This is a genomic window from Gordonibacter sp. RACS_AR68, from assembly GCF_030418485.1.
In the GTDB taxonomy this organism is placed as follows: Bacteria; Actinomycetota; Coriobacteriia; order Coriobacteriales; family Eggerthellaceae; genus Gordonibacter; species Gordonibacter urolithinfaciens.
The window spans coordinates 407,188-420,675 of sequence record NZ_JAIPUP010000003.1 but is presented as its reverse complement, the minus strand read 5'-3'; the positions used below and the strand labels follow the sequence as shown (position 1 = coordinate 420,675).

The 13,488-nt window shown below is 62.3% G+C and carries 10 protein-coding genes; 5 read left to right on the top strand and 5 right to left on the bottom strand.

The window, feature by feature from the left end; genetic code table 11:
• The first annotated feature begins 49 nt into the window (after positions 1 to 49).
• Together K9U15_RS09060 and K9U15_RS09055 are read left to right on the top strand one after the other, a co-directional pair.
• Positions 50 to 1,720: a cell wall-binding repeat-containing protein gene (locus K9U15_RS09060; RefSeq protein WP_301155918.1), complete on the top strand. Its 1,671-nt coding sequence runs from the start codon at positions 50 to 52 to the stop codon at positions 1,718 to 1,720.
• 73 nt (positions 1,721 to 1,793) lie between these two features.
• Positions 1,794 to 3,647: a glycosyltransferase gene (locus K9U15_RS09055; RefSeq protein ID WP_301155917.1), complete on the top strand. Its 1,854-nt coding sequence runs from the start codon at positions 1,794 to 1,796 to the stop codon at positions 3,645 to 3,647.
• A gap of 121 nt (positions 3,648 to 3,768) precedes the next feature.
• Here the strand turns inward: K9U15_RS09055 and K9U15_RS09050 are convergent, their stop codons facing one another.
• The 5 genes from K9U15_RS09050 to K9U15_RS09030 form a co-directional block, all read right to left on the bottom strand.
• Positions 3,769 to 4,368 carry a sugar transferase gene (locus K9U15_RS09050; protein WP_301155916.1) on the bottom strand — a complete coding sequence of 200 codons (600 nt, stop codon included), beginning with the start codon at positions 4,366 to 4,368 and terminating at the stop codon, positions 3,769 to 3,771.
• A complete protein-coding gene (locus K9U15_RS09045; protein WP_301155915.1) occupies positions 4,368 to 5,594 on the bottom strand; it encodes a DegT/DnrJ/EryC1/StrS aminotransferase family protein in 1,227 nt (408 codons plus the stop codon). The genes K9U15_RS09050 and K9U15_RS09045 overlap by 1 nt, the downstream gene beginning before the upstream one ends.
• A gap of 107 nt (positions 5,595 to 5,701) precedes the next feature.
• Positions 5,702 to 7,012: a glycosyltransferase family 4 protein gene (locus K9U15_RS09040; RefSeq protein ID WP_301155914.1), complete on the bottom strand. Its 1,311-nt coding sequence runs from the start codon at positions 7,010 to 7,012 to the stop codon at positions 5,702 to 5,704.
• Positions 7,013 to 7,255: 243 nt separating this feature from the next.
• On the bottom strand, positions 7,256 to 7,750 hold the full coding sequence (locus tag K9U15_RS09035; RefSeq protein ID WP_301155912.1) for a universal stress protein: 495 nt from the start codon (positions 7,748 to 7,750) through the stop codon (positions 7,256 to 7,258).
• A 27-nt stretch (positions 7,751 to 7,777) separates the two neighbouring features.
• Positions 7,778 to 8,086: an Hpt domain-containing protein gene (locus tag K9U15_RS09030; RefSeq protein WP_301155910.1), complete on the bottom strand. Its 309-nt coding sequence runs from the start codon at positions 8,084 to 8,086 to the stop codon at positions 7,778 to 7,780.
• 309 nt (positions 8,087 to 8,395) lie between these two features.
• On the opposite strand from K9U15_RS09030, the gene K9U15_RS09025 reads away from it, so the two are divergent.
• The 3 genes from K9U15_RS09025 (at position 8,396) to polA (ending at position 13,427) form a co-directional block, all read left to right on the top strand.
• The gene (locus tag K9U15_RS09025) at positions 8,396 to 9,739 is read left to right on the top strand and encodes a glutamine synthetase family protein (protein ID WP_301155909.1); all 1,344 of its coding nucleotides are present in this window, start codon (positions 8,396 to 8,398) and stop codon (positions 9,737 to 9,739) included.
• Between the two features lie 33 nt (positions 9,740 to 9,772).
• Positions 9,773 to 10,444 carry a winged helix family transcriptional regulator gene (locus K9U15_RS09020; protein WP_301155908.1) on the top strand — a complete coding sequence of 224 codons (672 nt, stop codon included), beginning with the start codon at positions 9,773 to 9,775 and terminating at the stop codon, positions 10,442 to 10,444.
• A gap of 355 nt (positions 10,445 to 10,799) precedes the next feature.
• Positions 10,800 to 13,427 (top strand): DNA polymerase I, encoded by a 2,628-nt coding sequence (gene polA / locus K9U15_RS09015; protein WP_301155907.1) that lies wholly within the window; start codon positions 10,800 to 10,802, stop codon positions 13,425 to 13,427.
• Positions 13,428 to 13,488 lie beyond the last annotated feature (61 nt).

Genomic DNA, 13,488 nt, shown 5'->3' with positions numbered 1-13,488 from the left:
GTTGTGGTGTTGGCGGCCGCGTTAGCATGATGGGAGATGTGTCGGAAGAATGGCTGTTTCGAAAGGGGTCTCTCTCCCGGGTTTTTTACGCGTAGTCGCTGGCATTGTCGCTTTGGTGTTGACTTTTGCGGCTGTGCCGGCGAAGGCGTTAGGCGATCAAAAGAGCAGGACGGTGATATTCTCCGGTTCTTCTGTATCAAGTTATGCGGGACCAACCTTGTTCGAAACGGCTGTAAGCCAATCATCCGCCGCGTTCCCCAACGGTAGCGCAACGGCTATTCTTGTCGGTGAGGGCGGGTGGCCCGATGCGCTGTCTGCTACCAGCTTAGCAGGGCTTCTCGATTGTCCAATTTTGTTTAGTCAGTCTTCGCAACTGCCTAATTGCACGGCAAACGAGTTAAATCGGCTTGGGGTAAGTAATGTAATTGTAGTTGGTGGACAAAATGTAGTTTCCGATCGGGTTTTGGCGCAGCTAGACGAGATAGGAGTTTCCTGGAGTCGTATATGGGGGCAAACGGCTTTCGATACGCAAATGGCCGTCTTTAACGAGTGGTTCGACCAATGGGATGCGGATTTGGCGATTGTCGCCACAGGCACGGATTTTGCGGACGCTCTCTCGGCTTCCCCAATAGCCTTTGCAAAGAAAGCTCCAATTTTCCTGGTTGATTCAACACATAATTTATCTGACGAGCAAAAAGTTGCTTTGTCTCGACTTGCTACCAAAGGTGAGCTTCGGGATGTTCTGCTTATAGGGGGCCGCAACGTCATATCTGGTCTCACGAAAGGGTTTTTGGACGGAATTTCTACGTATGCAGGAGGTTCGCTCGTACATCTTTGGGGCAATACTCTATTCGATACCTCAGCGGCGGTGGCGAATTGGTCCGTGACATCGCATATCCTTTCTTGGGATAATGTAGCTTTTGCATCCGGGGGATCTCCTTACGATGCCCTTTCGGGGGCTGTGCTCCAAGCAAAGACAGGCGCAGCTCTTCTATTGGTTGGGGACGATCGATCTTCCACAATTGGAGTGGCTAAGGCGAATAAGAATTGTATTTCACAAATTCGGTTTTTTGGAGGCACCTCGGTAATATCCGAGCGTTTAAGAATGCATATTGGGTATCAACTTGGGCTACCCATTTCCTATGTTGATTTATCGATGATGTGCATGATTCAATATCCTGAGCTTCCAACGGGTTGTGAAGCCGTGGCACTTAGCAATGCTCTGACGTATTACGGGTTTTCATTATCAAAATATGAAATAGTAGACAGGTGGTTGCCTAGAAGTGGCTGGGATTGGGTCACTGCATATCAAGGAAACCCATACAGCTGGGGTGGGGGCGCTTGGAATTCCTGCTGCGCGCCTGCACTGTGTATTGCTGCAAATAACTATCTTGGTGCCCATGGTAGCTCTCTGCGCGCCTACAACATTACAGGTACTTCCTTTAGCAATTTGTATGATTATATCGCGCAAGGCTATCCTGTTATTGTGTGGAATACGGTGGATATGGGTTTGCCTGGGCTGTCGACTGATACGCGATGGCATGATGGAACGCCGTATCGTCTATATGGCGGAACCCACACTGTCGTGCTAAAAGGTTTCGATAAAAATAACGGAACTGTACTTGTGGCTGATTCGATATCGGGGTATGTAAGCCGGGATGCCGGGTCGTTTGGTTGGATATACTCGGTGTTGGGTTCGCAGGCTGTCGTGATAATGTAGTTGTCTAAACGCTCGTGTTAGCCAATACTTCAGTATCGATTGTTTTCCGGTTATTTTATAATGATTGAATGTTTTGCAAGAGAGCAGGATTATTGTGCGAGACTTTTCTTTGGCAAATGTGCTGTTGATCCCTGATGACTTTGCTGCTGGCCACGTTGAGCTGTATTATCGTGCCGATAGGGCCGAATATGATAACAATTTGAGGGCCCTTGCGTTTGTTGGGGAGATAGATTTTTCAACATACTTCAATGCGTTTTCTTTACGTAAATGGTGCCGATACACCAATGTGGGCCCGATTTTTTTGCATCTTGAATTTGCTGGAGACGAATGCAGCGTTCTGTTTGTTGAGTTAACAGAGGGGGTTTCTGCTGCTCATATTAATAGCACACCGATTATGCTTGGAGAGAGCCATGAGGGTTTCGCGTCGGTTGATTTGCGCTTGCCCGAAAGTGATGCTCCCCTTGTGTCGTTTGTGTTGCATTCTAAGGGAACAACGCGCGTAAAAGCAGCATACTACTATACAGAGGTCGATGACGCCTTAGTACGACCAGTGCGTCTTGCTCTGTGTACGACAACATTCAAGAAAGAAGACTATGTCGTACCGAATATCGAGACAGTCAGGCGTGAAGTGCTAGCCGGAAACGAGCCCATTGCTGACGGATTTCATATGTATGTGGTGGATAACGGTCGCACGCTCGATGTCGAAACGCTCTCTGACGATGGAGTGACTATCGTTCCCAATCCAAACGTTGGAGGTGCGGGGGGGTTTGCCCGTGGAATGCTCGAGGCACTTGCCGGAGGTGCTACTCATGTGCTGCTCATGGACGATGACGTGCATGTGTCGCCCGAAAGTTTTAAGCGTACGTACAATCTTCTTTCTCTTGTGAAGAACTGCTATAAGCAGGCGTTCCTTAATGGGGCGATGCTGTCGCTTGAGGAGCCTAACCTGCAGTACGAAGACGTAGGGTTTGTGCGAAAAGACGGTATATATGACAAGGTGAAGCCAGATCTGCATGTTAGTCAAATGGTCGATGTGGTAAAGAACGAAGTGATCAATGTCGAGGTGGAGAATGCTTACGGTGCGTGGTGGTATTGTTGCATTCCGGTCGAGATGATTCGCGAGTATGGCTTGCCGCTTCCCGTATTTGTCCGCTGTGATGATGTTGAATACGGAATGCGCTGCCGCCCCATTATCATGACCATGGGCGGCATTTGCGTATGGCATGCGAGCTTCGAGGGTCGGTTTCGCGCTTCCGTAGACTGCTACCAATACGTGCGCAACTTTCTTATCATGCTAGCCGCTGACGAAATGAATTTGGAGCGCATGTTTATGCTTCGCTTGAAGCGCACATTCGACATTTACCTACGTTCTCTTAATTATGGAAGCGCCGAGCTTTTGCTCGATGGTTTAGAGGACTATCTGAAAGGGCCTAGTTTTTTAGCATCAGCGAATGGCGAAGAGCTTATGAAATTGAACGGTGCGAAGAATGAACGCCTAGTTCCATTGTCCGAGTTAGACTCGGCAGTTATAAGCAAAACGAAGCCCGATGACAACTACTTGGGTGGGGAGGATATGCGTGGACCTGTCTTGAAGCTCTTAGAGATGTTACCGCATGATCGGCATTTTTTGCCGGATATGCTGCTCTCCGATGAACCTGCGGCTGTTTACTATAGCCGAGGTGCCTATCCAGGATGGAAGACGATGCGCCGTAGGACGCTCGTCGCTTTCGATGCTTCGGGCAAGAATGCGCATGTCCGGACATTGGACCGTGCACGTTACCAGTCGCTCAGGAAGCGTTATCGTCGCCTTATGCAAGAGTATGCCTCGCGTAAGGACGAAGTGGCGCACGCTTATCGTGATGCTATGCCGTGGTTAACGTCAGAAGCATTTTGGCGTACGTATTTGGGATTAGGTGAGTCTGCATAATTCGGAGTGTGTGGCGGTAAAAACTCGTTTAAGCTTGTTGTACACGCTCTGAAGCTTCGAGCGCTACATTACACGTGGGACTGCTGTTAATTAATTCGTGCGGCAATTCGATGAAACTGCATTACTTTCCCCCATCCTCCACAAACACGCCCTCTTGCTTGAACACGGTTGAGAACGTCTTGAAGAAAATCTTCACGTCCAAAGGGAAGCTCATGGCGCGCACGTACTCCACGTCCATCTTGAGGCGGTCGTGCCAGGGCAGCGAGTTGCGGCCGTAGACGGCGGCGTAGCCGGTCACGCCGGGTTTAACGGTGAGCTTCAGTCCTTCGTCGCCCTCGTAGAGCTCGGTCTCGCGGCGCAGGTCGGGGCGGGGGCCCACCACGCTCATGTCGCCCTTCAGCACGTTCAGGAATTGGGGCATCTCATCCAGGCTTGTCTTGCGCATGAAGGCGCCCACGCGGGTCATGCGCGGGTCGTCGGCGCCGTTGTAGGTGGAGCCGTCCTCCATGACCAGGTCGGGGGCGTTCACGCGCATGGAGCGCAGCTTGTACATCTTGAAGTCGCGGCCGCCAAGCCCCACGCGCGGCGCGTTGTAGAACACGGGCCCCTTGTCCTCGAAGTGGATGAACGGTGCCAGCACCGCTATGATCAGCAGTACGAACGGCAGCGCCACCACGCCGATCACCAGGTCGCACACGCGCTTTCCGAACTTCGCGTACATCAGCGGATACCCTCCGCCTCAAGCGCGTCCCAGGCGCGGTGGAAGGCCCCCACGACGTAGTCCACGTCGTCATCCGAGAGCAGCGTGTGAAGGGGCAGCGTGACCTCGTTCTCGAACTGCGCGCGGGCGTTTGGGAAGTCGTCGATGTCGAAGCCGAGGTCGCGGTAGGCGGTGAGCATGGGCAGCGGCTTGTAGTGCACGTTCGCCGATACGCCGGCGTCGGCAAGCCGCTCGATGAGCGCGCTCCGGAACGTCGCGCTTTTGCCGGGCAGACGCACGAGCATCAGGTGCCCGCTCGAGGCGAAGTCCTCGCCGTAATGCTGCAGCACGTCGACGCCCAGGTCGGCCAAACCGTTCTCGTAGCGCCCCACGAGCTCGCGCCGGCGCGCGAGCAGGGCGGGGTAGCGGCGCAGCTGCGCCAGCCCCAAGGCCGCTTGGATGTCGGTCATGTTGCATTTCCAGCCAGGATAGGCGACGTCGTACTCCCAGGCGCCGGCGCGCGTCTTCGACAGCGCGTCCTTCGTCTGGCCGTGAAGCGACATGAGCATGAACTGGTTGTAAAGCTCGTCGGAGTCGAAGGCGCCCGCGCGCCATGCCAGCGCGCCGCCCTCGGCGGTGGTGAGGTTCTTGACTGCATGGAACGAGAATGCGGTGAAGTCGGCGACGGAGCCCGAGGGGCGCCCGTCCTGCATGGCGCCGAGCGAGTGCGCCCCGTCGGCCAGCACCGCCACGCGCCCGATCGCCCGCTGCAGGTCGGTGGCGGGAGTCCAGCGGCTGCCCGCGCTCTCGAGGGCGGCGAAGAGCCGATCGTAGTCGACCATGCGCCCGGCAATGTCCACGGGGATGACCGCCCGCGTGCGCTCGGTCACGAGCGACGCCAGCGCGTCGTAGTCCATTTCGTAGGAGTCCGGGGCCACGTCGCACAAAACCGGCGTCGCGCCCACGTGGCAGATGACCGAGCACGAGGCCGTGTAGGTGTAGGCGCTCGTGATGACCTCGTCGCCCGGCCCCACGCCCAGGGCGCGCAGCGCGCACTCGAGGGCGGCCGTGGCCGAGGAGAACGAGGCCACGCGATCGGCGCCCGTGAAGGCCGCCAGCTCGCGCTCGAACTCCTTCGTCTTGGGTCCGGTGGTTATCCAGCCGCTTGTCAGCGTGTCCACAACCTCGTCGATCTCGGCCTGCGTGATGTCAGGCGGGGAGAACGAAACGCGTCTCTGCTCGGTCAAGATATCGCTCCTTGCTTCATGGCACGGCAAGCGCGCCCTTGCCAGCGGCGTGCCGAAACTCATATTCTCGCGCGCCGCCGCCGTTTTGGCGAGGCGCTCAACCAAAATCACAGCAGCGTGCGCAGCAAATCCACGATCGCGCGGTACGAGCGCGGCTGGTCGAACTCGCGCTCGGCCACGGCACGTCCTTTCGCTCCCATGATCTTTCGCAGCGACGCGTGCCCGGCGAGTTTCGCTATCTCGTCGGCGAGCGCACGCGGATTCTCCGCCTCCACGTTCACGCCGAAGCCGTCGGCGGAGACCTTCGAGCGGAACTCGGGGCTCGAGCCCGTGTTGACCATGGGCTTGCCGCTGGCCAGGTAGTCGCCGATCTTCGTGACGATGCTCTGCGCGGCAGACTTCACCAGTGAGTTCACCACGATGTCGGACGCGCACAGGTAGGCCGCCATGTGCGCGTAGTCCTGGTAGCCGAGGAAGTCGGCGGGGGCGTTCAGCTCGGCGGCCAGCGCCTGGAGCTTCTCGCGGTCGGGCCCGTCGCCGAGCACCTTCACGCGCACGGGCGGGATCGCCTGCCCTGCCGGGCCGGCCGGCGCGCCCATCCGAGCGAGCCGTTCCTGCTCGAGCAGTGCGGCGGCCCTCACGAGCGTGGCCACGTCGTAGCTCGCGCCGAGCGTCCCCGCGTACGTGACCCAGACCACGTCGGCGGGCTTCTCGATCGCGTCGGCGAAGCGGCTCGCGCCCGCGTCGAAAGCGGCCAGGTCGTTGCCCACGTAGACGGTCACGTGGGGGTAGGGGCGCTGCCGGTCCTTGGCCGGGCGGGCAGCGTACTCGTCGGAGGTGCCCACGGCGCCGGAGAGCAGCTGGTAGACGCGCTTCGCGTCGCGTGCGAACGGGTAGAACGCCACGTCGCTCACCACGGGGATGTCCACCACCATGCGCATGGCCTCGGGCCACAGGTCGTTGATGTCGGCCACGAAGGGGATGCCCTGCGCCTCGGCTGCTTCGGCGCAGACGCGCGCGACGTCGTTGGGCGGGATCTCCGCGTATACAAGATCGTAGGTGCCGGCGTTCTCCGCGAAGTGCTCGCGCAGGTTCTTGGCGGCAACGCGGTGGCTGCGGATGCGCCCGAGGTCGAGGTTCTTCGTGTAACCCGGTTCCTCGATGAACACGATGCGGTAGGGAAGGCCCTGGTAGCAGGGCTTCGAGCAATCGCGCTGCGCCTTCTCCCAATGCTGGAACGTGGACGTGACGAGGTCGACGGCGAAGCCCTCGCGCGCGAGCAGCTCCGAGAGGAAGCGGAAGCGCGTGTAGCCGCGCGTCTCGTCGCCCAGCTTCACGCCCATCGTCACGACGGCGATGCGCTTGGGTGCGCGCGCGGCGCTCTCCGCCGGTTTCTTCTGCTGGGTCAAGGTATCCATAACCGGGCCATTATACCAAGGGAGGGCGAAAGGCCGGCCGAGAACCCGCAAGGCGGCCGGCTGCTCCACAAGAACAGAAAGCCCGGGCAGCCGCGGCAGGCGGTTCGGAACGCCGGGCAGGCGGTTGTAGGAGCGCAAGGGCTCGGCCGGAAGGGGAGAAGGTTGTCGTCGGGGCTGTTGCCCGTTTCTGCGAGCTGCCTCAAGGGGCGACTCGGGCGGGCTCGTGGGTGGACGTTCGAGCCGCTACTCCTTCTCAGCTTCCTTCGCTATCAGCACCGGCACGTCCGCCGAGCGCAGGACGCCGTAGCTCACGCTGCCCAGCATGCCGCGCAGCACGCCCAGGCCGCGGGAGCCCATGACGATGAGGTCGCAGCCGTGATCGTGGGCGTAGTCGTTGATGCCGTCCACGACGGACGGGGCGTTCACGGCAAGCACCTGCACGGGGTTGGGCAGCCCGTCGAGCAGGGTGCCGATCGCCGCGCCCATGTCCTCCTTCTCGCGGGTAAGTGCCGCCTCGACGAGCTGCTTGTACAGGTCGGGGTCGACCGTGAGCGGCGGGACGCTCTGGTAGGGGTTCGCCTCCAGGCCGAGGGAGGGCGGCATCTCCGAGAGGAAGATGATGCCGACGACGTGCAGCTGGATGGTCGGGTCCTCCTCGGCGAGGCCCTTGGCGATCTCGAGCGCATGGACGGCGTGTGCGGACTTGTCGAACGGTACGAGGATGTTGGAGAACTTCATCGGGGCCACCTTTCGTGGAATCGCAGGTCAGCGTTCGTCGCGCAGCGAGCTTAAAGCGGAGATGACGGCCACGTGCGCATTGCGGGCGGGATCCATGAGCGCCGTCGCCTCTGCGAGGTCGCGCTCGCGCAAGGCTGCGTTCACCTTGCTCGCCGCCTCGTACAATGCGGTGAACGAAAGATTTCCTGCAACGCCCTTGAGCGTATGTGCCTCGCGAACCGCCGCGTCCACGTCGCCGTCGGCCAATGCCTGCTCGAGTGCGGCGAAGTGCGCGTCGTCGAGGAACTTCAGGGCAAGGCGCTCGTAAAGCGCCGCGTTGCCGCCGAAGCGCTCCATCGCCCGTCGTAGTCAATGCCGTTTCTTTTCAACGCTTCCGCGTATTCTGCCATCATGGTTGTTTTGCCTCTCGTTTCGCGTGCCTGCTCCGCCTGGGGCGGATGGCCGCAGGCAGATTCTAAAGTATAACCTTCCAGCATGGCGAAGGGGGCGCGCCTTCCATTCGTCACGCGCGCGTTACCGACCGGTTCGCGAAAGGCAGGCAAGGGGGCGAAGGACTCCCGCCGCCTCGCCGCGTGGCCGGGGCGTTGCGTAACGAGACCGAAACATCGCGGGTTATAATGGTTCCTTGAGAGAAAGGATGCGCCCATGACCGCGAACCCCGACCAGGACTTCGTCCTCAAGACCATCAAGAGCCGCGACGTGCACTTCGTGCGCTTCTGGTTCACCGACGTGCTGGGCGCCATGAAGTCGTTCGCCGTCGTGCCGGGCGAGCTCGAGGACGCGCTCGCCGACGGCATGGGCTTCGACGGCAGCTGCATCGAGGGATTCTGCCGCACGCAGGAGTCCGACATGCTCGCGTATCCCGACGCCTCCACGTTCCAGGTGCTGCCCTGGCGCCCCGAGTCCAACGCGGTCGCCCGCATGTTCTGCGACGTGCGCACGCCCGACGGCTTGCCGTTCGAAGGCGATCCGCGCCAGGTGCTGGCGCGCACGGTGGGGAAGGCTCGGGAGATGGGCTATGTGTTCAACGTGGGCCCCGAGCTGGAGTTCTACTACTTCAAGGGGCCCGAGGGCACCGAGGTGCTCGACCGCGGCGGCTACTTCGACCTCACGAGCCTCGACTACGCCTCCGACCTGCGCCGCGACACGGTGCTCACACTGGAGAAGATGGGCATCCCCGTGGAGTACAGCCACCACGAGAACGGGCCCTCGCAGCACGAGATAGATCTGCGCTTCGCCGATGCGCTGTCCATGGCCGACGCGGTGATGACGTACAAGCTGGTGGTGAAGGAGATAGCGCTGAAGCATGGCGTGTACGCCTCGTTCATGCCCAAGCCCATGGCGGGCGAGCCGGGCAGCGGCATGCACGTGCACCAGAGCCTGTTCGACCTCGACGGCAACAACGCGTTCTTCGATGCGCACGACCCCCAGGGCTACCGCCTGTCGGACGTGGCGAAGCGCTATATCGCGGGCATCTTGAAGTACGCGCCCGAGTTCTGCCTGGTCACGAACCAGTTCGTGAACTCTTACAAGCGCCTCGTCTGCGGGGGCGAGGCCCCCACGTACCTGTCGTGGGCGAGCCGCAACCGCTCCACGCTCGTGCGCATACCCGGCTACCGGCCCGACCGCGAGGACGCCTGTCGCATCGAGCTGCGCAGCCCCGACCCCGCCGCGAACCCCTACCTGGCCTTCGCCGCCATGCTGGCGGCGGGGCTCGCGGGCATCGAGGAGGGGTTGGAGCTGCAGCCCCCCACCGAGGACCAGGACCTGTTCGCGCTCTCGCGCCAGGATCTGCGCCGCCAGGGCATCCAGACGCTTCCCGAGAGCTTGGGCGAGGCCGTGGAGCTGTTCGCCGGGTCCGCGCTCATGCGCGCGACGCTGGGCGAGCACATCCACTCCTACCTCGTGGCCGCGAAGCGCGCCGAGTGGAACGAGTACCAGGGCAACGTGAGCGCGTGGGAGCGCGACCGCTACCTGGCGGTGCTGTAGCCGTGGACGCGACGGATGGGTGGAGGCCATAGCGTGAGGAAATCGGTCATATTCGTGGCGGACAGCCTGGACAACGCCCACAAGTTTCAGCAGGTGCTCTCGGGCCTCGACGTGGAGGTGGCCGCCGGATCGTCGGCGCAGCTGAAGAACCTGCTGGTGCAGCATCCCGGCTACGACCTGGTCGTCTACGAGGCGCGCGGCGAGGCGCTGGGGAGGGTGGCCCAGGTCGAGTCGCTGCTTCTGGAGGACGGCTCGGCGGCCCTGCTCGTGATCGTGGGCGAGGACCAGCTGGGCGAGCTTCGCCTGCCCGTGCAGGTGAAGAGCGACTTCGTGGTGCACGGCGCGTCCCCGGACGAGTGCGCGGCGCGCATCCGCCAGCTGCTGTGGCCCGGCAACGAGAGCTCCGCGTCGGACTTCGTCGCCGTGGACGCCCTGACCATCAACCTGGCCACCTATCAGGTGAACGTGGCCGGCGAGCCCCTGGACCTCACGTACCTGGAGTACGCCCTGCTCGCCTTCCTCGTGACCCACCCCGGCCGCACATACTCCCGCGACGCCCTGCTGCGTCGCGTGTGGGGCTTCGACTACTACGGCGGCAGCCGCACCGTGGACGTCCACGTCCGCCGCGTCCGTGCCAAGCTCGGCCCCGACCTCGCGCAGCACCTGGAAACGGTTCGAGGCGTGGGCTATCTTTGGAGCGCCTAGGGGCCGGTGGTTGAAGCAGCGGCGGTGTCGTAGGGCAAAGCACTCTCGCAGCTACCCGATCCTCGCAGGTTGAACCTCTCACCAAGGTACCGAGCGAGTTGCCCCTCCCTGGTTGATTTCTGTCAGCGGCAACCTCCCTTTCGCATACAGCTTCATATGATGCTTTCAAGGAGATGCAAGCAGCTCCGGGGATGGGGCCGTGCCCACCAAGCGAGTTCCGCACGAGCCAAAACGCCCTGTGGGCGTTTTGCGCGAGCAGGACTGCCCGAGCGACTGGGCACGGCCCCATCCCCGGAGCGGACAGCCCGCATGCGCTATACTAATCCATCTGAAACTCAAGCGACGGAGGAAGCCCATGCCGAAGAAGATCGCCGTCATCGACGGCAACTCGCTCATGCACCGCGCCTACCATGCGGTGCCGCAGACGATGAACGCCCCCGACGGCACGCCCACGAACGCCGTGTTCGGCTTTCTTGCCATGCTGCTCAAGTTCATCGACATGGCCAGCCCCGACGCCATCATCTGCGCGTTCGACGCGGGCCGCCCCGCCTTCCGCATGAAGGCGCTCGAGCAGTACAAGGCCCAGCGCCCGCCCATGGACGACGACCTGAAGGTGCAGTTCCCCATCATCGAGGAGCTGCTCGAGGCCATGGACGTGCCCGTCGTGCGCATCAAGGGCTGGGAGGGCGACGACATCCTGGGCACGGTGGCCGCGCGCGACGAGGAGCTGGGCTTCGAGACGCTGCTCGTGACGGGCGACAAGGACGCCTACCAGCTGGCCAGCGACAAGACGCGCATCGTCACCACGAAGAAGGGCATCACCGACGTGGCTATCTATGGGCCCGCCGAGGTGGAGGAGCGCTATGGCGTGCGCCCCGACCAGTTCATCGACTTCCTGGGCCTCAAGGGCGACTCGTCCGACAACATCCCCGGCGTGCCCGGCATCGGCGACAAGACGGCCGCGAAGCTTCTGCAGGCCTATGGGAACCTGGAGGGCATCTACGAGCACGTGGACGACCTCAAGGGCAAGCAGAAGGAGAGGATGGTCGACAACAAGGACATGGCGTTCCTCTCCCGCGAGGTGGCCACCATCGTGTGCGACCTGGACTTCCCTCTCGATCTCGAGGAGTGCTGCTTCCCGTCGTTCGACCCGGAGCGCGTGACGGAGGCGTTCAAGAAGGTGCAGTTCAACGCCCACCTGAGCCGCGTGCTCAAGCTGGTGGGGCGCGAGCTGGAGAAGAAGGCGGCCCCGCTTGCCTGGGAGCCCGTCGCCACTGGGCCCGAGGCCGAAGCCCTCGTGGACGCGGCCATCGCGCGCGGCGAGACGGTGGGCGTGGCGTTCGTGGAGCCCGAGCAGGCGTCGCTCTTCAACGTGGACCTGACGTGCGCCGTTTCCACCACGCAGGGCACGGCGCTCTACGAGGACGAGGGAGGCCCGGCAGCGTTCGCGCGCATCGTGGCCGCGGGTTCGTTCGCGGCGCTCGACGTGAAACACGCCGTGCACCGCGTCTACCCGGCCGACACGTCCGAGCCTGCGCTCGCATCCGACGACGACCTCATGGGCATGCGCGCATTTGACCTGGGGCTGGCCGGCTACGTGCTGAACTCGTCGGTGACGGAGTACTCCTACGACGCGCTGCTCGACGCCTACTGCGGCGGCGTGCTGCCCGAGACGAAGGCCGAAGCCGACCTGGCTTGCGCGCAGGCCGCCGCGGCTCGCGCGCTCGTGAGCCCGCTCACCGAGGCGCTCGAGCGCGATGGCAGCACCCGCGCCTACTTCGACATCGACCTGCCGCTCGTGGGCGTGCTCGCCATCATGGAGCGCACGGGCGCGGTGGTCGACTGCGAACGCCTGGCGGAGCTCGGCGCCAGCACGCAGGCCGAGCTCGACGAGCTCTCGGCGCGCATCTTCGACATGGCGGGGGAGACGTTCAACCTCGACAGCCCCAAGCAGCTCTCGCGCATCCTGTTCGAGGTGCTGGGGCTCACGCCCCTCAAGAAGAACCAGCGCGGCTACTCCACCGACGCCGCGGTGCTCAAGGAGCTGTGCGCCGTGCACGAGCTGCCCGCCCTCGTGCTGCGCTACCGGGAGCTCGCGAAGATCAAGTCCACCTACATCGACGCGCTGCCCCGCATGCGCGCCGGCGACGGGCGCGTGCACACCTGCTTCAACGAGACGGTTACCACCACGGGCCGTCTGTCCTCGTCCGACCCTAACCTGCAGAACATCCCCGTGCGCACCGAGTTCGGCCGCCAGATACGCGAGAGCTTCGTGCCGCTCGCGCCCGGCGAGCGGTTCCTGTCGGCCGACTACTCGCAGATCGAGCTGCGCCTGCTCGCGCACCTCTCGGGCGACGAGCATCTCGTGGCCGCATTCTGCTCGGGCGCGGACTTCCACGCCGCCACGGCTGCGCGCGTGTTCGACGTGCCGGTGGAGGAGGTGACGCCGGAGCTGCGCAGCCGCGCGAAGGCCGTGAACTTCGGCATCGTGTACGGCCAGCAGGCGTTCGGCCTGTCGCAGAGCCTGGGCATCCCGTTCGGCGAGGCGAAGGAGATGATCGAGCGCTACTTCGCGGCGTATCCCGGCGTGCGCTCCTACCTGGACGCCACGATCGAGGAGGCGAAGGCGAAGGGCTATGCGGAGACGATGTTCGGCCGCAAGCGCCATATCCCCGAGCTCAAGGCGTCGAACGCCGCCACGCGCGGCTTCGGCGAGCGCACGGCCATGAACCACCCCATGCAGGGCAGCGCCGCCGACATCATCAAGCTGGCCATGGCCGAGGTGCAGCGCCGCCTCATGGCCGAGGGCTTCAAGGCCCGGCTGCTCTTGCAGGTGCACGACGAGCTGGACTTCAGCGTGCTCGAGGCCGAGATCGAGGCGCTGTCCGCTATGGTGAGGGAAGTGATGGAGGGCGTCGCGGAGCTCCGCGTCCCTCTCGTGGCCGACGTGTCCTGGGGGGCAAGCTGGGCGGAGTCGCACTGAGGTTCCGTCCCCCTGTCACACCCCGGCGCTTCTCGCTGACTTTGTCGGACCTGTGAGATTC